Annotated in this window: 18 protein-coding genes, 1 pseudogene and 1 other annotated feature; of the genes and pseudogenes, 15 read left to right on the top strand and 4 right to left on the bottom strand. The window is 41.6% G+C overall.

Annotated features, from left to right (window positions below):
• Nucleotides 1–11: 11 nt before the first annotated feature.
• Nucleotides 12–1,082: a histidinol-phosphate transaminase gene (locus DWY07_RS01775; RefSeq protein WP_117785851.1), complete on the bottom strand. Its 1,071-nt coding sequence runs from the start codon at nucleotides 1,080–1,082 to the stop codon at nucleotides 12–14.
• A 158-nt stretch (nucleotides 1,083–1,240) separates the two neighbouring features.
• Between DWY07_RS01775 and DWY07_RS01770 the strand changes: the two genes are divergently transcribed.
• From DWY07_RS01770 to DWY07_RS01755, 4 genes are read left to right on the top strand one after another with little or no spacing between them, the layout of a single operon-like run.
• Nucleotides 1,241–4,807 carry a DUF5717 family protein gene (locus DWY07_RS01770; RefSeq protein WP_117822054.1) on the top strand — a complete coding sequence of 1,189 codons (3,567 nt, stop codon included), beginning with the start codon at nucleotides 1,241–1,243 and terminating at the stop codon, nucleotides 4,805–4,807.
• Nucleotides 4,808–4,832: 25 nt separating this feature from the next.
• Nucleotides 4,833–6,128: a DUF5716 family protein gene (locus DWY07_RS01765; RefSeq protein ID WP_117822053.1), complete on the top strand. Its 1,296-nt coding sequence runs from the start codon at nucleotides 4,833–4,835 to the stop codon at nucleotides 6,126–6,128.
• A complete protein-coding gene (locus DWY07_RS01760; protein WP_117822052.1) occupies nucleotides 6,116–6,952 on the top strand; it encodes a hypothetical protein in 837 nt (278 codons plus the stop codon). Before DWY07_RS01765 ends, DWY07_RS01760 begins: the two co-directional genes overlap by 13 nt.
• A gap of 22 nt (nucleotides 6,953–6,974) precedes the next feature.
• Nucleotides 6,975–8,345, top strand: coding sequence for an FAD-dependent protein (locus tag DWY07_RS01755; RefSeq protein WP_117822051.1), 1,371 nt, complete (start codon nucleotides 6,975–6,977; stop codon nucleotides 8,343–8,345).
• 234 nt (nucleotides 8,346–8,579) lie between these two features.
• Here the strand turns inward: DWY07_RS01755 and DWY07_RS01750 are convergent, their stop codons facing one another.
• Complete coding sequence (locus DWY07_RS01750) at nucleotides 8,580–10,064, bottom strand: zinc ribbon domain-containing protein (protein WP_117822050.1); 1,485 nt, start codon at nucleotides 10,062–10,064, stop codon at nucleotides 8,580–8,582.
• Between the two features lie 160 nt (nucleotides 10,065–10,224).
• Here DWY07_RS01750 and DWY07_RS01745 point away from each other — a divergent pair, with 160 nt between their 5' ends.
• The 6 genes from DWY07_RS01745 (at nucleotide 10,225) to DWY07_RS01720 (ending at nucleotide 20,296) form a co-directional block, all read left to right on the top strand.
• A complete protein-coding gene (locus tag DWY07_RS01745) occupies nucleotides 10,225–11,196 on the top strand; it encodes an AraC family transcriptional regulator (RefSeq protein ID WP_117822049.1) in 972 nt (323 codons plus the stop codon).
• A gap of 140 nt (nucleotides 11,197–11,336) precedes the next feature.
• Entirely contained in the window at nucleotides 11,337–13,013 is a 1,677-nt protein-coding gene (locus DWY07_RS01740) for an alpha-glucosidase (RefSeq protein WP_117822048.1), read from the top strand.
• A 177-nt stretch (nucleotides 13,014–13,190) separates the two neighbouring features.
• The gene (locus DWY07_RS01735) at nucleotides 13,191–15,248 is read left to right on the top strand and encodes a hypothetical protein (RefSeq protein WP_117822047.1); all 2,058 of its coding nucleotides are present in this window, start codon (nucleotides 13,191–13,193) and stop codon (nucleotides 15,246–15,248) included.
• A 69-nt stretch (nucleotides 15,249–15,317) separates the two neighbouring features.
• Nucleotides 15,318–15,522: a binding site (T-box leader), on the top strand.
• A 101-nt stretch (nucleotides 15,523–15,623) separates the two neighbouring features.
• On the top strand, nucleotides 15,624–18,266 hold the full coding sequence (locus DWY07_RS01730) for a valine--tRNA ligase (RefSeq protein ID WP_117822046.1): 2,643 nt from the start codon (nucleotides 15,624–15,626) through the stop codon (nucleotides 18,264–18,266).
• Between the two features lie 171 nt (nucleotides 18,267–18,437).
• Nucleotides 18,438–19,436, top strand: a complete 999-nt coding sequence (gene nudC / locus DWY07_RS01725; protein ID WP_117822045.1) for an NAD(+) diphosphatase — start codon at nucleotides 18,438–18,440, stop codon at nucleotides 19,434–19,436.
• 350 nt (nucleotides 19,437–19,786) lie between these two features.
• Nucleotides 19,787–20,296, top strand: coding sequence for a flavin reductase family protein (locus DWY07_RS01720; protein ID WP_021944623.1), 510 nt, complete (start codon nucleotides 19,787–19,789; stop codon nucleotides 20,294–20,296).
• Nucleotide 20,297: 1 nt separating this feature from the next.
• On the opposite strand, the gene DWY07_RS01715 is transcribed toward DWY07_RS01720, so the two are convergent.
• Complete coding sequence (locus tag DWY07_RS01715; protein WP_117822044.1) at nucleotides 20,298–21,185, bottom strand: DegV family protein; 888 nt, start codon at nucleotides 21,183–21,185, stop codon at nucleotides 20,298–20,300.
• Between the two features lie 406 nt (nucleotides 21,186–21,591).
• Nucleotides 21,592–22,524 (bottom strand): DDE-type integrase/transposase/recombinase, encoded by a 933-nt coding sequence (locus DWY07_RS01705; protein ID WP_117822042.1) that lies wholly within the window; start codon nucleotides 22,522–22,524, stop codon nucleotides 21,592–21,594.
• A 236-nt stretch (nucleotides 22,525–22,760) separates the two neighbouring features.
• Between DWY07_RS01705 and DWY07_RS01700 the strand changes: the two genes are divergently transcribed.
• From DWY07_RS01700 to DWY07_RS01680, 5 genes and pseudogenes are all read left to right on the top strand, one after another.
• Entirely contained in the window at nucleotides 22,761–23,153 is a 393-nt protein-coding gene (locus tag DWY07_RS01700) for a cytidine deaminase (protein WP_117822041.1), read from the top strand.
• Nucleotides 23,154–23,194: 41 nt separating this feature from the next.
• The gene (locus DWY07_RS01695) at nucleotides 23,195–23,392 is read left to right on the top strand and encodes a hypothetical protein (RefSeq protein WP_117822040.1); all 198 of its coding nucleotides are present in this window, start codon (nucleotides 23,195–23,197) and stop codon (nucleotides 23,390–23,392) included.
• Between the two features lie 44 nt (nucleotides 23,393–23,436).
• On the top strand, nucleotides 23,437–24,069 hold the full coding sequence (locus DWY07_RS01690; protein WP_117822039.1) for a GyrI-like domain-containing protein: 633 nt from the start codon (nucleotides 23,437–23,439) through the stop codon (nucleotides 24,067–24,069).
• Nucleotides 24,070–24,124: 55 nt separating this feature from the next.
• Nucleotides 24,125–24,709, top strand: a complete 585-nt coding sequence (locus DWY07_RS01685; RefSeq protein ID WP_117822038.1) for a hypothetical protein — start codon at nucleotides 24,125–24,127, stop codon at nucleotides 24,707–24,709.
• Between the two features lie 268 nt (nucleotides 24,710–24,977).
• A pseudogene (locus DWY07_RS01680) lies at nucleotides 24,978–26,270 on the top strand (IS110 family transposase).
• The last annotated feature ends 185 nt before the right edge of the window (nucleotides 26,271–26,455 follow it).

Below are 26,455 nucleotides of genomic sequence, written 5' to 3'. Positions count from 1 at the left end.
TATATAATTTATTATACAACCTCTAAAATAGTGTTAACGACCAGATCATTCTGTTCCGGATTCATGAAGCAGAAGCGGATATAAGAATTATCCAATCCTGTGATGTCGGCACAGCTTCTGATATACAATCCCTTACTCTGGCAATGTTCCACAACTGTCTGAGCAGTAATATCGGTCTTTAATAATTTAACCAGAATAAAATTTGCATCCGGCTTATAGAGCTTAATCGTCTTGCGGCTTGCCAGTGCAGAATAGACGAGATTCCGTTCCGTCTTCATCAGTGTCTGGGTCTTACTTATGTAGGAAGCATCCTTGAACATATCAATGCCGGCTGCCTCGGCAAGTGCGTTGATCGCATAAGGAAAACCGGTGATTGACATTGTCTTTTTAAAAACCGGATTAGATGTGATCGCATAGGCTAATCGAAGACCGGGTACTGCAAAGAATTTACTTGTGTTTCTGAGAACGTAGAGATTGTCATATTCCTTAACCAGCGGAATAGCGGTGCAATCATCCTTATCCTGAACGAAATCCATATACTCCTCATCAACGACCAGTGCAATATCATTTCCTGCGCAGATCTTTGCAATGAATTCCAGAGATTCGCGGTCGATAACCTGTGACGTTGTTCCATTTGGATTCGAGATAAATGCCATATCAATGGACTCATTTAACGTAGAGATGAAATCCGCAATATCCAGTTCATAATTTTCCTCTTCGGATAACTGATAATATGTGATATCACAGCCGTTCATTTTTAGGAGCTTCTCATAATTTTGTGCTCCCGGTGAAAGAAGGACAGCATGTTTTGGACTGTTGAATTCGATCAGGAGTTTGATAAATTCATATGAGCAGCTTCCGACAATGATATCGTCCGGATCCGCACCAGAATAGCCTGCAATACTGTCTTTTAATCTTGTATATGAGCCATCCGGGTAACGCTTCAGATCTTCGATACTGTTAAGAATGACATTTTTGACAGAATCCGGAACCCCGAGCGGATTCATGTTCAGGTCAAATCTTACAGATTCATTCTGGGAGAGCAGATTGCTCCCAGAATGATGTGACGTACTTTTTCCCATAAAAAATTCCTCTTTTTCCATATATAATGTTTCAAAAAACTATTTATTTTGCTATAATCAAAATATATGTTTTTATATAATTATACCGATTCGGGGATTTAATTACAAGAAAAATACATGAGTTTTAATAAAATGATTACGAAAGCAAGGAGAACCAGATGAAAGGGATCGTAGAACAGTACGCCAGAGGAGAATTCAATGTAGAAAGACCGGATATTGATATTTCCATTGCAAAGTTGGAACTGGCTGTGGAAGCCGGCTCCATATTTCAGGGAACCTTTAAGGTGGTGTCAAAGAATGATGTACCGATCAAATTGATGGTATATGACAGCAGATACCTGTTCGATTTCAAGAGTCATACATTTGTAGGCAGACGGAATACGGTTGCCTTTTCTTTTGATGCCCGCGGAATCGAAGAAGGCAAGAGCTTTAAAGGACATATCAACATCATAACGGATGGTGGAGAATATAAGATCCCGTACAGCGTAGAGGTTGTTCCGCCTTATGTTCTGGTAGAAGACAAACGGATCGAGGACCTGTTCCAGTTCGCGACCTTCGCAGAGGAGCACTGGGATGTAGCAGTTCAGATCTTTGACAGCCCGGAATTCGTGCGTACCTTTTTAGGGGATGACGCGATCATTAAGGGAGTCTATGAGAGCCTGAAGAAATCGTTATCCATCAATCAGGCAATGGAAGAATTCCTTGTATATACCCATAAGAAACGTGTGCTTACACTGACAGCAAAGCAGCGTGAGCTGTTGATCGAGATGCCGGATGAGCTGGTTCGTGCAACGATCTCCGTAAATAAGAACACCTGGGGTTATACCCATACCTATATTACATCAGACAGCGATTTCCTGATCCCGGAAGCAACCCGGATCACAGGTCAGGATTTCACTGGAAATAATTATGAGCTGAACTTCCTGATCGATCCGACGAAGATCCCGGAAGGGGTATCGGCAGGTTATATCCATTTTAATAATACCCTGCAGAATATCAGTGTAAAGGTCAGCATCAAGAAGCCGGAGGTTCAGAGAACCGAGCCGAAGAATCGTCATGTGAATTTCATGATCAAGAAAGGTCATGAGGCACTGGCAAAAGCATACATTGATTTCCGTACGGATAAGATGGCACTTGCTGATTACACGAAACGTTCGACAGAGGCACTGGAAACACTGGTCAAATACAGACCGGAGGATAACATCTATCGGCTGGGACTGCTTCATATGAAGCTGTTAGAGGGCAAGACAGAATATGTAAAACAGGAATTTGTCCGTATCGATGCAGATGCCGATCTGAACGAGGCAGGCAGCATGGAGAAGTGTTATTACAGTTATCTGAAATCACTTCTGACAAAGGATAAGGACATGATCGACAGCACGGCAAGACTTGTCCGCGGACGACTGGAACAGGAGAAGGACAAGCTGTTTTATTTCTGGCTGCTGTTATTTGTGGATTACAGTTATACAGAGGATAAATGGAACCTTTATGAGGATATCCGGAAATTATATAATGAGGGTGTAAACAGCCCGGTTATTTACTTTGAAATATGTGATATGTTCAATAAGCAGCCGCTTATGATGAAACGGATCGCACCGCTTGAGATCTCAGCTATCCGCTGGGGTATGCGGCATGAATTTGTATCCGAAGATGTCATTATGGAATTCGTAAAGACGGCTGCAAGAATGAAGCTCTTTGATATTCACGCATTCAAGATGCTGGAGAATATCTATGCAGCAAAGCATGACCGTATGACACTGGATACGATATGTGAAATTCTTCTCAGATTTAAAAAATGTGATAAAGAGTATCATGTATATTATCAGGATGCGGCAAATGCAGGAATTAAATATGTTGGTTTGTATGAGGGCTTCTTAAAGAGCATGGATAAGAAGACGTATCAGCCGATACCAGAATCCATTCTCCGTTATTTCAATTACAAGAATACGTTAGATGATGAAGAGCTGGCATATCTCTATGCAAATGTCATAATGAATAAGGCACAGAATATGAATGTGTTCCATGAGTATATTCCGGCAATCGAGAACTTCATGGAGAAGAAGATCATTGACGGAGAAGTGAGTGATGATCTGACGGTTATCTATGAAGAATTTCTGGAGCCGGAGAGTGTGAAACCGGAATTTGCATCAAAGTTAATTAATATCATATTCAAGCAGAAGCTGACCTGTCGGAATAAGAATATTGTATCAGTGGTTGTAACACATGAGGAACTGGAAAAGAGTGAACAGGTGGATGTGATTGACGGAGAAGCTTATGTAGAGATCGTGTCAGAATCCGCTATCATTACATTACTTGACAGTCGGGGCTGCAGATATATCAATACGGTACCATACCGGCTTGAGCCGGTTGTTGGAGAAGAAAATTATCTGGATATCTGTAAAGAGTATAATCCGAAGGATTACCGCCTGTTATTATTTGAGTATAACGATATAGACAGCTTCTCATATAAGGATGCATCCGAGATCAATCTGGCGCGTGATATCTCTAACTGTCCGAATATCAGTTATCTGATTCGGCAGAGAGCACTCCGCCATATGGTTGAGTATTATCATGAGAATTATGATGCGGACATTTTATATAAATATCTGTCGCGAATTGATCTGGATTATGTGGAAGTGGAGGACGCTTCCCGGATCATTACATATTACATTTCTTTACGGATGTATGAGCAGGCATTTAATGGAATCCATCGGTTTGGATATGTAGATGTGGATGTGGATGAACTGATACGGATCGCGGAATTCGGAATATCCGATAAGCGCTATGATGATGATCGGACGTTATTATCCATCTGTGTATATCTGTACCGGAGGGGGTATGCGACACAGAAGGTTCTGGCATTCCTGATCAATAACTATAATGGTTCGTTAGAGGAAATGGCAGAGCTGTTTAAGGCAGTTAACACAAATTATCGTGATATTGATATGCTTGCAGAGAATATCTTGGCACAGATGATGTTTGCGGATGCTTATACAGAGGCAATCTTTGATATCTTTGCGCTTTATTACGCAGGCAGAAGCAGGGGCATGGTAGTCAAGGCATTTTTACGGTTCTGTGCATACCAGTATATTATCAAGGATCTGAAGATTCCTGCGGATATCATGGAATGTCTGTATAAAGAGGTGGCGAAGAAGAACATTACAGATGAGATTTCAGAGATGGCGCTGCTCTCTTATTTTGCAGGCTGCGGTGGACGGTTCTCGGCAGAACAGAAGGAATGGATCCGGAATACAGTTCGTCATTTTATAGACAGCAGTAAGATCCTGCCGCTCTTTAAAGAATTTGCATCCTTTGTAACGTTGCCGGATGATATGAAGTTTAAGACCTATCTGATCTTTAAGGGTGAGAGCGGCAGACAGATCTGGGTAAGCTACAGCTTCGGACAGGAAAGCAACAGTATGGCACATTACAAATCGGAGCGAATGAATGAGATCATACCGGGAATTTATATCAAGGAATTTGTTGTGTTCCACGGAGAGACGCTGTTATATTCCATTGATGGTGCGGAGAGCGGTAATTCATCCATCGTTGAGAGTGATATTTTAAAGAATACAACATGTCATAAGAAGAACAGTAATCGATTTGAGCTGATCAACAGTATGCTGATCAGTCAGGAGACAAGAAATGATCAGGAGCTGATCCAGGCGATGGATACCTATCTGAATAACACACATTTCTTTGAGGAGAATCTGATATTGTTATAAGACAGCAGAAACAGGAGGAGATAACATGACGGAACATCCATTATATCTGGGATTGGATCTGAGTCCGGAGTATACACAGTTAAGTTATTATAAGCTGGATGAAGGAGTACCGGAATCAATCTGTCACAGTGATTCCAAAGATACATATCTGCTTCCAAATATTATGTTTTATACAGATAAATATAAAGACGGAACCGGAGCAAAGGATGAATCCGGTTGGAGTGTCGGAGCGGTGGCTGCAGGGAAACGGTTCAAGGAAGATGGCGTGATGGTTGATCGTATTTACCAGAAGACGATCATCAACGAGGACACGGAGATCTATGGAACAAGTTATAAAGCAAAAGACCTTCTGGTCAAAATGCTGCTGCTTCATATCCGGGAATTTACAAAACAGTTTGAAAGCTATGAGATCAGGCGGCTGGTAGTAACGATCGCAGATGCCGATATTCATATCATTAAGGCAGTGCAGGAGTTACAGAGAGCGCTTCATTTAAGTGATGAACAGTTTGAGATCACAAGCCATATAGACAGTGGAATTTATTACATCTTTAATCAGCCGGAGTCGTTAAGAAATAACAGTGTGGTGTTGTTTGATTTTAACAGCAGCGGGCTTGATTATTACAGATTCGATATTACGCATAACAAATCACCGGAGATTGTGGATGTATTTCATCAAAACCTGAAAGACCGCTTGACATTTTCAGCGTTTAAGAAGGATGATGAGGAGCTGGATGAGCAGTTCGCAGCAATCTGTCAGGAGCTTCTGGCAGAGACTTATGTGTCCTCGGTGTTCCTGACCGGAATTGGCTTTGCGGATAACTGGCTGAAGGAGTCGGCGACGATCCTCTGTCAGGGAAGACGGGTATTTGTCGGTCAAAATATCTATACAAAGGGAGCCTGCTACCGGGCATTTGGCGATCGGCACAGCAAGGTGCTTGATCGTTATCTGATCCGGTCGGAATATACAGTTGGCTTTGATATAGGTATCAGTTTAAATGATGACAGCAAGACATTTGTGCCGATCACCAGAGGAGGACAGGAATGGTTCCACACAAAGGGAAAATTATATATCTTTCCGGACGAATCAAATCAGGTGGAGCTGATCTATCGCAACATATTGACAGGAGATTATGATAAGGAGCATATCGAGATCCACGGACTGCCGAAGCGTCCGCCGAAGACGACCAAGATCTCACTGGAAGCGGAATTCTACAGTGCGGAAAAGGGAGCGGTTGTTATCAGGGATGAAGGATTTGGAACGATGTTCCCGACCACAAATAAGATATATAGGAAGGAATTTGACCTGAAATGGGAAAAATAATTGTATGTAATACAAAAACTGCACAGAATCCATATACGTTCCTGAATACCAAGGTATCTGTATATTCCTACGAGGAATTGTGTTACTACCTGTATAATAATATGGTGCTGGTTGGGGAAGAAGATGTGACGGCGAGATTGTCGGCATGGATCAGGAGAGAGCTTGCTCTCACAGAACTTGCAGACAAGATTGATACATTACTTGACAAGCATGCATTTGTTCAGGATATCATGGTGGAGATTCTTGTGTATGGCGGATATTACAGCAGTGAAGAAGTACGGCAGTTTATGGCGGAATGTCAGAAGCTTCGTACGTTAAAATCATACGAAGTCGAGAAGCTGCGGGCGGATGGATATCTGCGGTACAAGCATTATATAAAAGCGGGTGCGATCTATGATGAGGTTATCTGCTATCTGGAAAAAGAAAAACAGGAGGATGAATTCCTCGGAAATGTATATCATAATAAAGCAGTTGCTCTGGCCGGAAATCTTCAGCTTGATGAAGCAAAGAGCTATTTTATTAAGGCATATTCGTTAAATAAGAATGAGGAATCCCTAATCGAATATTTCTGTGTGCTGGCAGTTACAGTGGATACTGCGACACTTGAAAAAGAGATTAAGAAACGAGGACTTCCTGCGAACTTTTTAGAGGATCTGATGAGTGAAGTCGGAGATTCTAAAGAAGATGTGCGGGAGCTTCCAATCTACAATAAAGTCCAGAAAGCGGTTTATAACCGGCTGCATGGGCATATTGAAGATTATGACAGACGGATGGATACGATCCTGTCAGAATTAAAAGACGAATTCCGGGATCAGCTTGTCTGATAAATGAAAGGTAAGGTTGTGTATGGAGTATGATGTGATTATTATCGGTGCAGGACCGGGAGGAATCTTTGCGGCATATGAACTGATGAAGAAGAAACCGGAGTGTAAGATCGCTGTATTCGAAGAAGGATATACTTTAAAAAAGAGAAAATGTCCGATTGATGGCGATAAGATCAAGAATTGTATTAACTGTAAGCATTGCTCGATCATGTGTGGATTTGGCGGAGCAGGTGCATTCTCAGATGGAAAATACAATATCACAAATGATTTTGGTGGAACACTGTATGAATATATCGGTAAGCAGAAAGCTGTTGACCTGATGAAGTATGTAGATGAGATTAACATGGAAAATGGTGGCGATGGAACAAAGCTTTATTCAACCGCCGGAACGAAGTTCAAGAAGCTCTGTCTTCAGAACAAGCTGAAGCTTTTAGATGCGTCGGTTCGCCATCTGGGAACTGATATCAACTATGTTGTTCTTCAGAATCTGTATGATCAGATGAAGGATCATATGGACTTTTATTTTGATACACCGGTTGATACAGTACAGGTCATTGATGGTGGTTATCGTATCATCTGTGATAAGGGTGAATTCGACTGTGAGAAATGTATTGTATCCGTTGGACGAAGCGGAAGCAAATGGATGGAAAAGGTATGTAAGGAGCTTGAGATCCCTACAAAATCCAACCGTGTCGATATCGGAGTCCGTGTGGAGCTTCCGGCAGTTATTTTCTCACATCTGACGGATGAATTATATGAAAGCAAGATTGTATATCGTACAGAGAAATTCGAAGATAATGTCAGAACCTTCTGTATGAATCCAAATGGAATTGTGGTAAATGAGAATACGAATGGGATCATCACTGTAAACGGACATAGCTATGAAGGTGATGAGAAGAAGACAGAGAATACAAACTTTGCACTTCTGGTTTCCAAGCATTTCTCAGAGCCATTTAAGGACAGTAACGGATATGGTGAAAGTATCGCAAGATTATCAAACATGCTGGGCGGTGGTGTCATTGTACAGCGGTTTGGCGATCTGGTCCGTGGAAGAAGAAGTACCGTGAAGCGTATTGAAGAAGGGCTGGTAACACCGACCTTAACGGCAACACCGGGTGATCTGAGTCTTGTCCTTCCAAAGCGTATCTTAGATGGAATCATGGAAATGATCTATGCACTGGATAAGGTAGCACCGGGAACAGCCAATGATGATACTTTGTTATATGGTGTAGAGGTCAAGTTCTACAATATGGAAGTGGAGTTGGATGAGAATCTGGAAAGCTGTCATAAGGGTTTATATGTGATCGGAGATGGCAGTGGCGTAACGCATTCGTTGTCCCATGCCTCCGCCAGCGGTGTCTATGTTGCCCGCCATATCATTGGAGAAGAATAGGATTGAATAAAAGCTGGAGCTGTCCTAATGGCATCCGCTAACATATAATACGAATCCCCCTATACATGACATTGACGGATTTTCGTTATGAACTGCACGTTGCCAGTAAATACGAGTGCTTGTCTGAGCCGAAGGCGAGTTAGCACAGGAGTATTTACGAATCAGGCATGTGCAGAGAATAGAAAATCCGGCACGTCATTATAGAGGGGTTCGTATTGTATGTGGACGAAGGCATTAAGACAGCTCCAGCTTTTCAATAATAAATCCAGCATTCTCCATATGATATTCGTTGCCACAGTAAGGGCAGATGCGCTGGCGTACGGAATCGAAGCTTGCGCCACAGGCAGGGCAGTGGACGGAGGTAATGGAGAAACCGGGCGGTTCCATGTAGGCGGTATTACGGCGGAGTGATACGTCGATACAGTCGCCCCGACGGTTTATGGCGCCATCATGTTCACTGTAATTGATCCACCAGGTACGAAGATTCAGGCACAGCTCACTTCCCTCCATGTGGATATCATTGACAGTTAAAGCCTGCATGTAGGTCATCTCGATGATATCCTGAAAATATGGATCAAAAGAAGAACCACGATAGAAAGCAAGGTTTTCCGGGTGGTCTGCCAGAACGGTCATGCGGATCAGGGCGATGATCTGGCCTTCAAATTTCTCAAAAGAAAAAACAGGATCATAAGGCGCAAATGCTCGTGAGATCTTTCCCTTTGCTGTCACATAAGACCAGAATGGAATACGTTTTCGACCGTCACGATTGAACTGCTTAATGATCAAAAGAACGGATGAAAGCATAAGTCCGGTGATGCCGCCGAAGATCAGTGTGACAAAATAGGACATGATCAGGCTGGCAGGAATCGGATTCTCCCGGTCTGAAAGAAAGGAAATAAAAGTAAATAGAAATACAACCAGCATAGTGATCCATATGGTGGAGCCTCGTTTGTTTACATTTTTCATGGAAGCATTATTCCGGATAAAATAGGTATTCGTGACACGCGGGAACAGATCCTTTATCTGGAAAACGGTGCTGCAGTATGGACAGCCCTGTGTCAGAGCAGCAACCGGATTGACAGCGCCACAGTTCGGACAGGTCATGGTCATATGATGAAGCTCTGCTTCATTTGGTGTATGCACAACCACCTCATACATGATGTCATCTGATTTCCGGTCATATATGGTGCCGGAAGCATTTTCAAATCGCAGATGCCGGTTGATCCTTTCGTCCATGGTATCAACGGAATACCAGACCGTGTTTCTTGAAAGATAAGAGGTGCCAGTGGTGTCTTTGGCAGGCGTTGTGTAGTGGATCATTCGGATACCTTTGCGATTCAGACGTTCCTTCTGCAGGTGGAGGGCATAGGCGGTATCACCATCACAGCTTTTCGGTATCAGCCCGGAATTATACCATTGGTTCAATTCGATTGCAAAATCATCATAGATGCTTTTGTGCTTTTCCCACGCAGGTGTGTATTGTTTAAATGTACGTTTCTGGTTCAGATACCGGATCAGTAATATGCCGGCAATTATGATCAATACGATGCCGATCCCAAGAAAAATAAATCTTGGTGTACGATCGATCTCGCAAGTGTATACAGAGGCAGACAGAATTCCTGCTGCCAGAATGCCGATGCTTTTTGGAAACAGAGTGGCATCAGGCAGTGAGACCGGATGGTTTCGTTTTATATTTGATATTGGTGGGAGTATATTCATTCTTTTTCTCCTGATAAAAATATTTTATATATTGGGTAATATGGGGAAAATTATAAGAAAATAAATGCGATGTACGATATAAAACCATTTGTCCCCATGCAGGAAAAGTGTATAATGAAATATAGAAGATGTCCAGCATAAAATAAGAAAGGACCAAAGCATGAAAAAGCAGGAAATGGCAAATACATCGTTAAAAGAGAATAGAACGCATGGAACGGTGCAGTATCCGGTTGCTTTGTACGAATGGAACGGAGAAAATGAGTGGCATGTGGTTCCGCATTGGCATGAGGAAATGGAATGGATCTATTTTCAAAAAGGTGATTTCCCGGTATGGATAAATACAAAAGAGTATCAGGTTCATGCACCGGCATTTATGTGCATCCATCCGGAAGAACTGCATGCACTGATCCTGGAAAAGGATGGTATAGAAAGTGCGGTTGTGTTCCCTGTTGATATCCTGTGCTTTGAACGGTATGATGCGGCGGAGGCGAAGGTGCTTGGCCCACTTGCAGAAGGAAAGCTTCGGATGCCGGTTCTGTGCCAGAGCGGGGATGCGGCATTTGAGGAATTGAGTGCCTGTTATAAAGAGATTGAACAGGTGCTTAGGCAGATGAAAGAACATGATACGAAGAAAGGGCAGCATCTGGATTCTTCAATAACGCGTGAGAACGTGGCAGGAGAACCGAAACAGAATCTACAGAAAAATATGCTCTATTTGAATATCAAGGCAAAGATGTTAGAATTGATCGCAGTTGCATATAAGTATGACCTGTTTACAAGACAGGTCAGGGAAGACAGGGAAGAATCCGGAACGGTAGAGAATCTGAAAAAGGTGCTGCAGTATATCGGGGAGCATTACGGTTCACCGATCCGCCTGTCCGAACTGGCGGAGCTGGTCAATATGAATGAACAGTATTTTTGCCGATATTTTAAGAAGAATATCGGGAAGACGATCACAGAATATATCAATGTGATCCGTGTGGAGAAAGCGGCAACGGCACTTGCAGAGACAGAGGATAAGATCATAGATATTGCATCTGCCTGTGGATTTGACAATATCGGATATTTTATCAGACGCTTTAAAAAGGAGAAGGGCATGACACCTTCCGAATATCGTAAAAAGTCAAAATAGTACAATGAAATAGTCAATTTAAAGATAGAAAACCTCTATGAATTCCGTATACTGTAATTAAAGTGTAAAAAGAACGAGTATCTGTATCCGATGGTGGAACAGATACAGACAGTATAAAAGGAACACAGGAGGTTTTTATAATGAAAAGAAAATGGTGGCATGGTAAAGTAGCATATCAAATATATCCAAAGAGTTTTCAGGATACAAATGGAGATGGAATCGGTGATCTTCGTGGCGTGATCGATCATTTAGATTATCTGAAAAGTCTGGGAATCGATATTATCTGGTTATCTCCGATCTATCAGTCTCCATTTGTCGATCAGGGTTATGATATTTCAGATTATTATAAGATCGATGAGATCTTTGGAACGATGGAAGAATTCGATGAGCTGTTAGCAGAAGCGAAGAAGCGGGATATGTATATCATTATGGATCTTGTTATTAATCACTGTTCTGACCAGCATGAATGGTTCCAGAAAGCATTAAAAGATCCGGAGGGTAAATATGGCGATTATTTTTATTTCCGTAAGGGAAAAGACGGCAATCCGCCAAGCAATTACCGGTCTTATTTTGGTGGAAGCGCATGGGAGAAAGTAGAAGGAACGGACTATTATTATCTTCATATGTTTGCAAAGGAACAGCCGGATCTGAACTGGAACAATCCTGAGGTATTAAATGAATTATATACCATGATCAACTGGTGGCTGGATAAGGGCGTTGCGGGTTTCCGTATCGATGCGATCATCAATATCAAGAAAGATCTGAGTTTTCCGGATTATGAGCCGGACGGACCGGATGGAATGACAGGAATCTTCCATATGGTTGAGGGCGTCGATGGCGTTGGTGAACTGTTAGAGGATCTGAAGAAGCATACATTTGAAAAGTACGATGCGTTTACAGTTGCTGAAGTATTCAATATGAAGAAGGATGAGCTGGAAGAATTTATCGGTGACGACGGACATTTTTCAACGATGTTTGATTTCTCAGCGCATGAGATGACCTTTGGCGATCATGGCTGGTACGATGCGAAGAAGGTCGGATTTGATGATCTGAAAAAGGTGATCTTCCATGCACAGAAGGAATGTGAAGATGTCGGCTTCCTTGCAAATATTATAGAGAATCACGACGAGCCGAGAGGTGCGAGCCGTTATCTGCCGGATTACCTTCAGAATGAAGACGGAATCAAATTACTGGGAACGATCAGTGTTATGCTGCGTGGTATTCCGTTTATTTATCAGGGACAGGAGATCGGTATGCGTAACTGTCATATGGCTTCGATCGATGATTACAATGATATTAGTACAAAGAATGAATATGCAGTTGCAATCGATGCTGGCTGCACGGTAGAAGAAGCGATGGAAGCCTGCTATGAGAACAGCAGGGATAATGCCAGAACACCGATGCAGTGGGATGATTCTGCACAGGCAGGATTTACAACCGGAACACCATGGCTCTTTGTAAATCCAAATTATAAAGAGATCAATGTAAAAGAACAGCTTGGCAGGGAAGATTCAGTATGGTACTATTACCAGAAGCTGATCGCACTTCGTAAGTCCGAGGACTACAAAGAAGTATTTACCTATGGCAAGGTCGTTCCAATGTTTGTGGAGAAGGATGGAATATTTGCATATGCAAGAAAGACGGAAGACCAGATCGTTTATATTATAACGAATTACAGCAGAGAAGATATCACGGTTGATCTGCTGACTACAAATGAGCAGCCGAAGCTTCATGTTTTGTTAGATAATAAGAATGACGTATGCTTAAATGGCAGCTGTATACGGTTAAGCTCCGGGCAGGCAGTGATCTTGGGATAATGCCTTTGAATAATTGATCAACACATAAAACCATTAAAATGATGGCAAAACAGCACTTAAAAACCATCATTTTAATGGTTTTTATTAGTTACAAGGAAATTTATATATGATATTCTGTTAAAAAGTGGAAATAAAATTAGGGGTAGTTAAATTAGGGTATAGAAATGGGGTGCATATATGAGAAAGAATTACAGGAAAGGTATCGGCAGATGGCTGGCAGGAGTGCTGGTTATCAGCATGACACTTGGACAGATAGCAGGCTGTCAGGTGACAGGTGGGGATAAGAATGGGGGAACAACCTCCGGGTATCTGACAGAAGAAAATACTGACAGGGCAGATGGCTCACAGACGACAACCGAAGAAACGACCACAGAAGAAGAGTGGAAATCAATCGTCTCGGGAGAATACTACAAGCAGGCAAAGGTATCCGGATATACGAATCTGTATCAACTGGATATGAAAGTAGAGGAAGATAATATTTATATCAATAAGATGTTTGCTTTTGGGGATGCACTTGGAATCCAGTATGGCGTAGGAGAAGATGGTTATCTGGCACTATATGATCTGGCGGATCTCAGGCAGAAAGTGGTTGTAAGCTGCCCGAAGAATACATATGCGTCAGATGTATTTTCAAATGGAACCGATGAGGTGGTTCTCTATGATAAAGGCAATAAAGAGCTGATCCGGTATGGAGCATTGTTGGATCAGGAGACTGTTATGCCGATCGAAAAGGGGACACCGGACAGTTATCTGATGTCAAAGGATCTTACCGGTTTCTTCTATACAAATGCAGAGGATGGACAGATCTATGAATATGATCTGCGGTCGGGGGAAGAGTCAGAGGTGTGTCCGGCATATTCAGGAGAAGGAAAAGATACAACGCTGCTAGGATATGCGGAAGAACCGGAGTATCTGGTGGTGTCGGCATATGATAATACGGCAGACCGTTTGGAGGTCAGATGTTATAGTGTGACCGGTGAAGATATAAAAGAAACCGGTGATTATGATATCGTGCAATTTGAAGGAAGTGGGGATAAGTACTACGCATCGGTATACGCGGATGGTCAGGCCTATCAGGTGTATGGAGAAACGTCCGGGGAAGAACCGGGTATTTTGTTCCCGGATAATACAGGTGATTTTCAGGTTGGCTGCGATGTAGAACATGGTCTGGCTATGTATGGCAGTGCCAGCCAGTCGCAGGAGACGAATACACAGAAGTTGCAGTTCCGGATCTATAATGTGGATACCGGTAAATGTGAAAGCAGACTTGCAGTAACATTTCCGTTTGATGAAACAAATTATATTTATATCGATCAAGGTACTTATATAGATACATACAACTTCTTTGCATTTTCAACGAGCGGACTCACACCGGAAGTATACATATGGGATCTGAACGATGCGCGCAGCATTTCCGGTGATTCCAGAGTCTACCGTTATCCATGGAGTTATCTGGATCATCCGTCCGATGAGTTGAAGCAGGAGCTGCGGCAGCAGGCAAAGGATATCGGAGATCAAAATGGTGTAGAGGTACATATATTTGATGAAGTGACGGAGTGCAGCAAGGATATCTACCGGTATGAGGCATCAGACAATGCACTTCTGACCGCGCAGTCACTGGAAGTCCTGAAGAATGAGTTGAAGAAATATCCGGATCGGATGTTGAAAAATCTGGATGATGGATATGGAAGCATATTAAAGATCTATCTGGCAGGTGCGATCATAGGAACAGATGAAACGGCACTTACAACAGCTGCCGGAGTTCAGAATACTCTGGAGAATGACACATTTCTGGTTATTGATATCAATGATCAGTCCTCCTATATCAGCACGATCCACCATGAGATCTTTCATGCGATCGAGAACCATATGAATTACACCGGCTGTTGGTTTGATGAAGGAATTTGGTCGGAGTGCAACCCGGCTGGATTCGATTATGATTACGATTATATTGCAAATGAAAATAGCTATGACAATACCTATGTAGCATTTTCATCCGGTGATGCGTCAGAGATTGCATTTATTGACACCTACTCAAAAAGCTTTCCAAATGAAGACTGTGCGAGAGTATTTGAATATGCCATGACGGATCAGCAGAATGATAATGGATTCTTTAGCTATGAAAGAATACGGAAAAAGTTAAAGGTGATATCGGATCAGATGAGTGCATGTTTCCCAGAGGATGATGGAGCGACACTTATGCCGTGGGAAAGAGTATTGATGTATGAAAAATAGCAAGATTACGTTTAAAACCGCTTGACACTGGAAAGACTTCTGTTGTACTATGAGATTTAGTTTAACAGCATAAATGCAAGGAAAAAGAGGAGTACCATAAAGGAACTGCCAGAGAGGAAGATTCACAGGCTGAAAGGTCTTTCGAGGAAATTTGTGGGAAGGTAGCTTTGGAGCAGCACATCCGAAATGTTCAGTAGGATGCGCCGGGTCGTTCCCGTTACAGAATAAGATGAGTGATAAATTAAGGTGGTAACGCGTAAGATACGCCCTTTGGAACAGAGATGTTTCAAAGGGCTTTTTCTATGTAAGAAGATTGATTCTGTAAAGGAAAAACGCTCCACTAAAGATGCTATAAAAACAGAAAGGATGGAACAGATGAAAGAACTGGAAAAGACATACAATCCGGCCGATATAGAAGACAGGCTGTACAGAAAATGGGAAGATAAGAAATATTTTCATGCAGAGGTAGATCGCAGTAAGAAACCATTTACGATCGTTATGCCGCCTCCAAATGTAACCGGACAGCTTCATATGGGTCATGCCCTGGACAATACGATGCAGGATATCCTCATTCGTTTCAAGAGAATGCAGGGCTACAGTGCATTATGGCAGCCGGGTACAGACCATGCAGCGATCGCTACAGAGGTAAAGGTAACAGAGAAATTAAAGGCAGAAGGTATTGATAAGAAGGAGATCGGCAGAGAGGCTTTCTTACAGCATGCTTGGAAATGGAAAGAAGAATACGGCGGAAGAATCGTAAATCAGTTAAAGAAGCTGGGTTCATCTGCTGACTGGGACAGAGAGCGTTTTACAATGGACGAGGGATGTTCAGAAGCAGTTAAGGAAGTATTTGTTAATCTCTATGAAAAGGGATATATCTACAAAGGTTCCAGAATTATCAATTGGTGTCCTGTATGTAAGACATCCATTTCGGACGCAGAGGTAGAGCATGTAGAGCAGGAAGGACATTTCTGGCATATCAATTATCCGATCGTTGGAGAAGAAGGAAGATATGTAGAGATAGCAACGACCAGACCGGAAACCCTGCTTGGTGATACGGCGGTTGCTGTAAATCCAAAGGATGAGCGTTATAAGGATATCATCGGTAAGATGCTGAAGCTTCCTTTAACAGACAGAGAGATCCCTGTTATCGCAGATGAATATGTAGATATGGAATTCGGAACAGGTTGTGTAAAGATTACACCGGCACATGATCCGAACGACTTCGAAGTAGGTAAGAGACACAATCTGGAAGAAATCAATATTTTAAACGATGATGCTACGATCAACGAGAAGGGCGGCAAATACGCAGGCATGGATCGTTATGAAGCAAGAAAAGCAATGGTAGCAGATCTGGAAAAAGAAGGTCTTCTTGTAAAGGTTGTACCACACACACATAACGTAGGAACACATGACAGATGTAAGACGACGGTAGAGCCAATGATCAAGCCACAGTGGTTTGTCCGTATGAAGGAAATGGGCCAGGCAGCTCTTGACCTGATCAAGACAGATGAGCTGGAATTTGTACCGGAGCAGTTTGATAAGACATACATCCACTGGCTTGAAAATATCCGCGACTGGTGTATCTCCCGTCAGCTTTGGTGGGGACACAGAATCCCGGCTTATTACTGTGATGAGTGTCATGAGACAATCGTTTCCAGAGAAGTTCCGACGGTATGTCCGAAATGTGGATGCACACATCTGACACAGGATGAAGATACACTGGATACATGGTTCTCATCCGCACTCTGGCCATTCTCAACACTTGGCTGGCCAAAGAAGACACCGGAATATGAATATTTCTATCCGACTGACGTACTTGTAACCGGATACGATATCATCTTCTTCTGGGTTATCCGTATGGTATTCTCCGCACTGGAGCAGACAGGAAAGAGCCCATTTAAGCATGTTCTGATCCACGGACTGGTTCGTGACGATCAGGGCCGGAAGATGAGTAAGTCTCTTGGAAACGGTATCGATCCGCTTGAGGTTATTGATAAATATGGTGCAGATGCCCTTCGTCTTACACTGATCACAGGTAATGCACCGGGAAATGATATGCGTTTCTATTGGGAGCGTGTAGAGAATTCCAGAAACTTTGCAAATAAGATCTGGAATGCATCCAGATTCATTATGATGAATATGGAAAAGGCTGATTTCTCAAATGTAAAATTATCTGATCTTACGATCGCTGACCGTTGGATCTTATCCAAGGTCAATGATCTGGCAGTTGAGATGACAGATAACATGGAGAAATACGAGTTGGGTATCGCAGTTTCCAAGGTATATGACTTCATATGGGAAGAATTCTGTGACTGGTATATCGAAATGGTTAAGCCAAGACTTTACAATGATGCAGACGAGACAAAGGCAGCAGCTCTCTGGACATTAAAGACCGTTCTGATCCGGGCATTGAAATTATTACATCCATATATGCCGTTTATCACGGAGGAGATCTTCTGTAACATTCAGGATGAGGAAGAATCTATTATGATCTCTGACTGGCCTGTATATAAAGAAGAGTGGAGCTTCAAACAGGATGAAAATGCAGTTGATACGATCAAGGCTGCGGTTCGTGCGATCCGTAATCTGCGTACCGGTATGAATGTACCGCCAAGCAAGAAAGCAACTGTATATGTTGTATCTGCTAAGAGTGAGATCTGTGATATATTTGAAGCATCAAAGAATTTCTTTGCAACACTTGGATATGCAAGTGAGGTATTCATTCAGGATAGCAAGAATGGTATTGATGAGAATGCAGTATCTACCCTGATACATGATGCCGCACTCTATATTCCGCTTGCAGAGCTGGTTGATATCGACAAAGAGATCGAACGTCTGGAGAAAGAATCCGGTCGTCTGGCCGGCGAGATCAAGCGTGCATCCGGTATGCTTGCAAATCCTAAATTTGTAGATAAAGCACCGGCTGCCAAGGTAGAAGAAGAAAAAGCCAAGCTTGCAAAATATACAGAAATGAAAGCCCAGGTTGAAGAACGTCTGGCTCAGTTAAAGAAGTAATAACAGAGACGCAAGGCTGTGTCCATATATGAATCGAAACGACAGTGTCGACAGAAATGATTCATGGTATAAATTCAAAAAGAAAGAAACAGGCTGGCTGATCCGCATATAAAAGCACTGATAATACAGATGTTTTCATATCGTATCAGACAGCCTGTCTGGTATAGGAAGATGATACAGGATATAGAACCAAAACGGTTTCATAATGAATATGCATATCGAAAACCGCCGAAGAATGATGATGTGATCCTTGCGTTTTCCGAGAAAATGATCCTTGCCAAAAAGGTGGAGGATGAGCATGAGCTGGTCTGGCTCACTATCTCGGAATATAAAAGCTATATAGGAATAAATGATACGGTCACGCAGAATGCATCATGGCAGGATAATCTGACCTACCTGTTTGTGATCGATGACAGACAGTATTTTCTGTATCGGCCGCAGGATCTTGTCCGGACAACAGAGCCTTATTATGTTGAAAGATCAGCGAATGGAGCAACTGATGTAAATTGGGGAGAGCGTCTGGAGATTCCGGGTTATGAATACCGGAGCATGTATAAGACCAGAAGCTGCAAGCCAAAGGAAGAAGTGCTTGCGGCGGCAACCGGATGGCATCTGCATCTGTGGTATTCGATGAACCGCTATTGTGGAGCCTGCGGAACGCCTGTGCTCCCGGATGAGAAAGAACGGATGCTCCGTTGTCCGTCCTGCGGACATCTGATCTTCCCAACGATCGCACCGGCAGTAATTGTCGGAGTGACAGATGGCAATCGTATCATTCTTACAACTTACGCTGCAAGAGAGTATAAACGATACGCCCTGATTGCCGGCTTTACGGAAATAGGTGAGACGGTAGAGGAAACGGTTCGGCGTGAGGTGATGGAGGAAGTCGGAATACCGGTTAAGAATATCCGGTATTACAAATCACAGCCGTGGGGATTTGACAGCAATCTGCTGATGGGATTCTTCTGTCAGGCAGACAGAAAAAAGTCAGATGAGCATGAACCGGAACTGACCATCGATCATGAAGAACTTGCAAGCGGCGAATGGGTAGAGCGCGAGCAGATCCCGGACTATGGGGAACATCTGAGCCTGACACATGAGATGATGATGCAGTTTAAACGATATGGACAGGGTGTGTTTGCTCTGAAAACAGACCGATCACAGGATTAAAACAGACCGATTACTATAAAAAAACAAAAATAAAGTTATAGTATTTGATATCTGAATAAAATAAAAAAGATAATAAAAAAAGAAAAGCATAAGGTTGAAAATAATTTCATATATTATAAAACCTGTGTTAAAAAGTAATAAAAAACGATTTGTTTCTGAAAAGCTGTTGGTTGACAAAACAAAAGCGGATGGTATAATGAGCCAAAAACCAGCTGGTAATACCAGTGTACCATACGATTTTGCAATGAGGCATTGAGAATGATCAGTGCCTCATTATTGTATCAGGATGTATTTCTGTTACAGTAAACACTTCAGGAACTGAGTAATCAGAAAAGTGAGGTATTATCAAGATGAAAGAAATCAATGCAGAGGAATTAAAAGGAAATCTGATCGAAATGATCAACAAAAAGTGGGCACTTGTAACTGCAGGAGATCATGAAAAGGCAAATACGATGACAGTAAGCTGGGGTTCCTTTGGTGAGTTCTGGTCAAAGCCTGTTATCACGATTTATATCCGCCCACAGAGATATACAAAGCAGTTTATCGATGAACAGAAGGAATTTTCCGTTTGTGTGCTTCCGGAAGAGTACAGAAAGGCACTGACTTATTGCGGAAGAACATCCGGTAAGGATGTAGCGGATAAATTTGCAGGAGCAGGGATCACTCTTGATTTCTGTGGTGATGTTCCGGTTATCAAAGAGGCAGGCATTACACTCATTTGCAGAAAAATGTGCGAAGGAGATATTGATCCTGCTACCTTTGCTGATCCTGAGGAAGGAGCAAAGGTATATCCGGATAAGGATTATCACAGATACTATATCGCAGAGATTGAAAAGGTACTTGTACCGGATGAATATTAAATTAATACGGGCGTTCGCGTCCGAGAAAGAACAGTCCGGCAGCGCCGGGACCGCAGTGGGATGCGGTAATTGTACCGGCATTTAAGATGCGTACCGGATGAGTGACATTCGGAAATGCCTGTAGGACGGAGTTCTTTAACAGATAAGCAAGCTCGGGGCAGGCAGCATGGGAGATGAAGCATTTTCCATTGTAGTCTGTCCCGTTTTCTGCGTAGTATTCCATCTCAGAGATCACCTCTCTTACGGCGCGCTTCTTGCCACGGACTTTTGTATAGGCATCTGCCATTCCGTTCTGATCCAGCCGGATCAGAGGATGAATGTTCAGGATCGATGCGATATGGGAAGCAGCACCGCTGATCCGTCCGCTATGGTGTAGAAAGGTGAGATCGGTTGTAAAAAACTGGTGATGGATACAGGTACGATGCTTCATGATCCAGTCGGCAGCTGCTGCCAATGAAAGACCTTCATCCCGCATATCAGCAACGTAGTCCGTTAACAATCCATACCCTCCTGCACCGCAGAGAGAATCAATGACCTGCAGCTGCTTTCCCGGATAGTTCTTTTTTATTGCTGCCGCCGCACGATAGGCATTATTTGCCGATCCGCTTAAGGCGGAGCTGAAGGTGATATGAAGCACATCCCCCTTCTGTATCAGTTCTTCAAAGAAATCATAATAGGAAGCTTCGTTGATCTGGGAGGTTGTAGGCAGCAGCCCTTTTTCCAACATCTTATAATACTTCGGCATCAGATCCGGATTTCGTTCCATGTTATCCTCGTATACATGTTCATGAATAACGTAAGTATAAGGAATGACCGCAATTTCCCGTTCATTCAGATAAGAATATGGCAGATCCGTTGTCGATTCACACGATAAGATAAAATGTCTCATGATAAAAACCTCCAATACATTTTCCGATATATTTTCGGTATTAGTATTTCCGGAATTGATGAAAATACTCTTTGAAAAAATTGTTATTATTGTGATTTCCTATAATATTATTTGTGATAACCATTCGCAAGAAAAAAAAACTTTGGCGAATATTGTTTTCGGCAGAACTAATTCCGCTGCTTATATCCATAGGACTGATGATTTACTATAATAATCTTCCTGGATATGGATTTATGCCAGGACTAACTTATTTGGGAGAAGTATTGTTTAGTTTTGGAGCGGTTGTTTTGTACTGTATAAGTTTCCTGATTTCTATATGCAGTTATATTGCAATTTCAAATAAACAAACTTAATTTGAGGTATTCCACTTGTGTGTTTATTTGAGTGTAGGTTTGTCAAACATATGTTACACAGATGCCAAATAATCCTTTAGTACCTGATTTGGAGATTTCCATCCTAATGGACGCATAGGAAAGTTGTTATAATCCCTGCGATTATACACTTTCAACTGTTTGGCAAAGTCCTCAAAAGAATAAAAAGTATGAGTTGCATAAAAACGCTCATTATCCTTTCGGTGGCTTCTTTCAACTTTCCCGTTATGTCGTGGTGTAAAAGGTCGTATAACTTTATGGCGAATCCCATGCTGCTTCAGATGCACCTGAAATAGTGTGGGTTTGTCACGGTGAGTGGTAAAACGATTTGTAAATTTTGCTCCATTATCAGTTTGGATACATTGAATGGGTAACGGAAAGGCTTTCACCAGATGCTCTATAAACATAGCAGAAGAATACGTGTTGTGTTCTTCAAAAGCCTCTACGAAACGCCATCTGGAATACTCGTCAATGGCAGTATACTGAAAGAATTGTTTGCCGATGACCTTGGGGTTTTTGAGGCATGCAGAAGGAACAAATTTTACATCAACCTGTATGCGTTGTCCCGGATAATCCATCTGTTCGTAAGGCTTTGGAATATATTTAGGATTTGGCGGATGAACTGCCATAATTCCCTGCTTACGGAGAAATCTGTATAGTCCAGGGATGGAACGGGAGTAACCACGCTGCTTGAGTTTAACCCAAAAGACAACAAGACCGGCATTGGGATTGCGTCTGCGCATATCAAAGATCAGCTTGATCTCTTCAGGGGTTTGTTGGTTTGGATGATGATGGGGTCTGCGAGAGCGGTCACGAAGGGACTCAATAGAACCGTCATAACGTCGTTTCCAACGATAAATGTATTGACGGTTGGTTTTATATTTGATAGCAGCCTTGGTGACACCAAACCTTTCAGCGTATTTGATTAAGGATAGACGATACCGCATATCTTGTGTTATAGTAGCCATAGCAGAGAACTCCTTTTTTGTTTTTTTTGTTGTGGTGACTAAAATATAACACAAAAGAAGCATCTCTGCTTTTTTTATATTCAGTTGTAACACATGTATTGTAATCCTACATATTCCACTTGTGTGTTTATTTGAGTTCCTTGAATGAGCTTAAATATTATGTTAATCTTTTAAAGAAGTTGGCGTGTAGTTGAGTAGAAAGATAAATCGAAAGTTATAAAGGAGAACTGAAATTTATGGATAATAAATGGGAAGAGTTATACGATGCAGCAAAACAGGTATTAAAACCACGAGATGTTTCGAAAATTATTGAAGCAGGAGGAGTTGCTGCTGCGGTAGAATCTATATCGGGTAAAATTTATGTTGGGGTGTGCGTAGATACAGCGTGTACTTTGGGCATATGTGCCGAAAGAAATGCTATCTTCAATATGATTACAAATGGTGAGGATGCTATTAAACGAGTAATTGCTATTGATGGAGATGGAAAAGCCATTCCACCTTGCGGAGCTTGCAGGGAATTTATGACACAGCTAATGCCAGAAGAATATCGAAAAATTGAGATAATGATGGATTATGAAAATGAGCGAATAGTAACGCTTGGCGATTTAACACCAGAATGGTGGATATAATCTCATTTTATCAAATCGGTATTTGGAGGAGATTCTTATTTATGAAAAAAGGAATAAACAAATCAATCTTATTTTATATTGCATCAGTTCTGTTTTTCATAGCCTCAGCTATTGGCTTTGCGAGTGGAAATGAAAATTCTATGGCTATAGTATGGTTATGTCTTGGTTCCTCATTTCTTTGCTTAGGTTCGACTCATAAGAAAAAGGAAAACAATAAAACAAATACAGATGATAAATAATTTTCTGCTTGTATTGTTGTAAAATTGAAATTTTGGAGGTTATTATGGCTTTTGATTTTAAGAAAGAATTTAAAGAATTTTATATGCCTAAGAATAAACCAGAGATTGTAAATGTACCTAAGGCAAATTATATTGCAGTTAGAGGAAAAGGCAATCCAAATGAAGAAGGTGGGGCATATCAACACGCAATCAGTATTCTATATGCTGTTGCATACACATTAAAAATGAGTTACAAGACCGATTATAAAATTGAAGGCTTTTTTGAATATGTTGTTCCGCCATTGGAAGGTTTTTGGTGGCAGGATGATGTCGTGGGTGTAGATTATACAAATAAATCTGCTTTCAACTGGATTTCTGTTATTCGTTTGCCTGATTTCATTTCTAAAGCTGATTTTAACTGGGCGGTAGAAACAGCAACGAAAAAGAAGAAACTCGATTGTTCGTCAGCAGAGTATCTTACGATTGATGAAGGATTATGTGTTCAAATTATGCATATAGGTTCTTTTGATAATGAGCCAGCAACTGTTGCTCTTATGGATGCTTATTTAGAACAAAATGGGTATGTTAATGATATTAACAAAGATAGATTGCACCACGAGATTTATATGTCTGATGCAAGAAAGGCTGCCCCAGAGAAATGGAAAACTGTAATTAGACATCCGATTAAGAAAGCGTAAAATCGGAATTTGTCGACTTGTTAATTTCCAATTTTTAGTGATAGGGAGATACACAATGAATGGTTTGATTATAAAGGTACTCAGCATAAGTATTGCGGTAGTAACCGTAGTATACTTGATTATTTATAAAGGAAATACCATGATTACAAAGATATTTAGCGTGTGTATTATAGCAGCAATGGTAATATACTGGATTGTTTATGAAAGAAATACAAGAAAGCGAAAAAAACAGGAATTACAGCGTGATGACTATTTATTTGCGAAAGAAAACGATTTGCCGTTACAGATAAATTGGAATGAGATAAATGACTTTTTGTCAGATTCCGGATATGGTGTAAATATGCCAATGGAGAATTGGTTTATGATGGATTGGGCGAGACAGCCCTGTGTGGAGAATGGTATAAAAGAAGGAAAGTTTTCTATGAAAGGGTTTCGAGTGTTACAAGCTTTAAGTAACGATATGAAACACATTTTTTATGATGTGAGGTTTAATTATGACCGTGGTCCGGATATAGAAGATAAAAATAGGAAGTACGAAGCCGTAAAAAAGGTGTTGGATACAAAATACGCCGGTTTGTCAGAAAAAGTACGGAAGAATATATATGACCAATTTGTTAAGATATATGAAAGAAAAATCTAATTACAATACAAAGGAGGAAGCCGTTGGTTTTTTAATGAATGAAACTAATCTTACATATGAAGAATGTTCTAAAGCCAACGATTTCCATATTAGACTAAATAAGAAAAATTAATATACAATTCAAGTTTATAAAATTAAAAAATGGAATTTAAGGAGCTTCCTGTATAATAAAAAACGTGGATGTTGAAAATTGAAAATACCTCAGAGTACAATAAGACTACTGACTGGCAGGTTAGTAAAAATCTTATTGAACAGAGAGGTATCTACAATGAAGTCTAACATACAGAACGCAAAAATTGAAGCTATTACAGAAAAAACTTTGGTACTCGGAATTGATGTCGGAAGTGAGACGCACTACGCCAGAGCTTTTGATTACAGAGGAATTGAGTATTCAAAGAAACCTTTTAAATTTAGTAACACAGAGGCTGGATTTGTGACATTTAAGGAATGGATCTTGGATCTCAAAGAAAGACATGAGAAGGATAAGGTGGTTCCAGGTATGGAACCGACCGGGCATTACTGGTTCAACCTTGGAAAGTTTCTACAGGATAATGAAATGAAACCGGTTCTTGTAAATCCTCACCATGTGAAAAAATCAAAAGAACTCGACGACAATAATCCAACTAAAAATGACCGTAAGGATCCGAAAGTTATAGCAGGATTAGTTAGAGAGGGACGTTACATGATCCCATACCTGCCGGATGGTGTTTACGCTGATCTTAGAACAGCATCAAACATAAGATTCCAGTTACAGGCGGAACTTACAAGAATTCAAAACAGGATCAGTCGTTGGTTCAATATATATTTTCCTGAATATAAGACGGTATACGGAAATCCAGATGCCAAGAGCGGAATGCTAATCCTTAAATCAGCACCACTCCCTGAAGATATCCTGACGTTAGGTATCGATGGAGTGAATCAAATCTGGCGTGAAGCGTAGTTAAGAGCAGTTGGAAAAGCGAGGGCGAAGACCCTGATAGAAGCTGCAGAGCACAGCGTCGGAAGTAAAGAAGGAGCAGTATCTGCAAGAATGGAAATCCGAATGCTTCTGGAGGATTATGAATCCAGAAACATACGTCTTCAGGAAGTTATGACTCTGATTGAAGGGTTGGTAAAGCAGATTCCGATGGCTGAGAAGCTGTTGAAAATCAAAGGTGTGGGAATCAAGACAGTGTCAGGATTCCTTGCTGAAGTAGGTGATATCAGCCGTTTTAACACGCCGAAAGAACTGCAGAAGCTTGCAGGGTTGGCATTGGTTGAAAGTAGCTCGGGAAAGCACAAGGGCGAGACAACAATAAGCAGACGAGGTCGAAAGAGACTCAGATACCTGCTCTTTGAGGTTGCAATGTCGCTTGTGGCGAAGAACCCGGAGTTCAGAGAACTCCATAATTATTATACAACAAGAAGGCTGAATCCGTTGAAGAAAATGCAGTCACTTATGGCGATTGCAGCCAAGCTGATACGAGTCTTTTATGCCATGCTGACAAAAGGTGTGGATTATGATCCGAAAAAGATGGTCAGTGACATCAAGAGACCGGCAGTTTATCTACAGGCTGCGTAAGAAAGACAAGTAACTATAATGGAGGCTGTCATGTGGACAGCCACTGGAACAAGCAGAATGTAACAGATAACGTCCGCTGATCACAGTGCTGGAACAGGAAGCGAGTCAGTAATCAATAATACAAAGAATGAGCCAGTAGTCGGCAGGAATATTTTCCATGGGGCGAGACCCCGTTAGGGAGCATA

Origin of the sequence: Clostridium sp. AF23-6LB, assembly GCF_003461085.1 — a bacterium.
Lineage (GTDB): Bacteria > Bacillota > Clostridia > Lachnospirales > Lachnospiraceae > Coprococcus > Coprococcus ammoniilyticus.
Note: the sequence above shows the minus strand (reverse complement) of the source record. Positions and strands in the feature narration are given on the sequence as shown.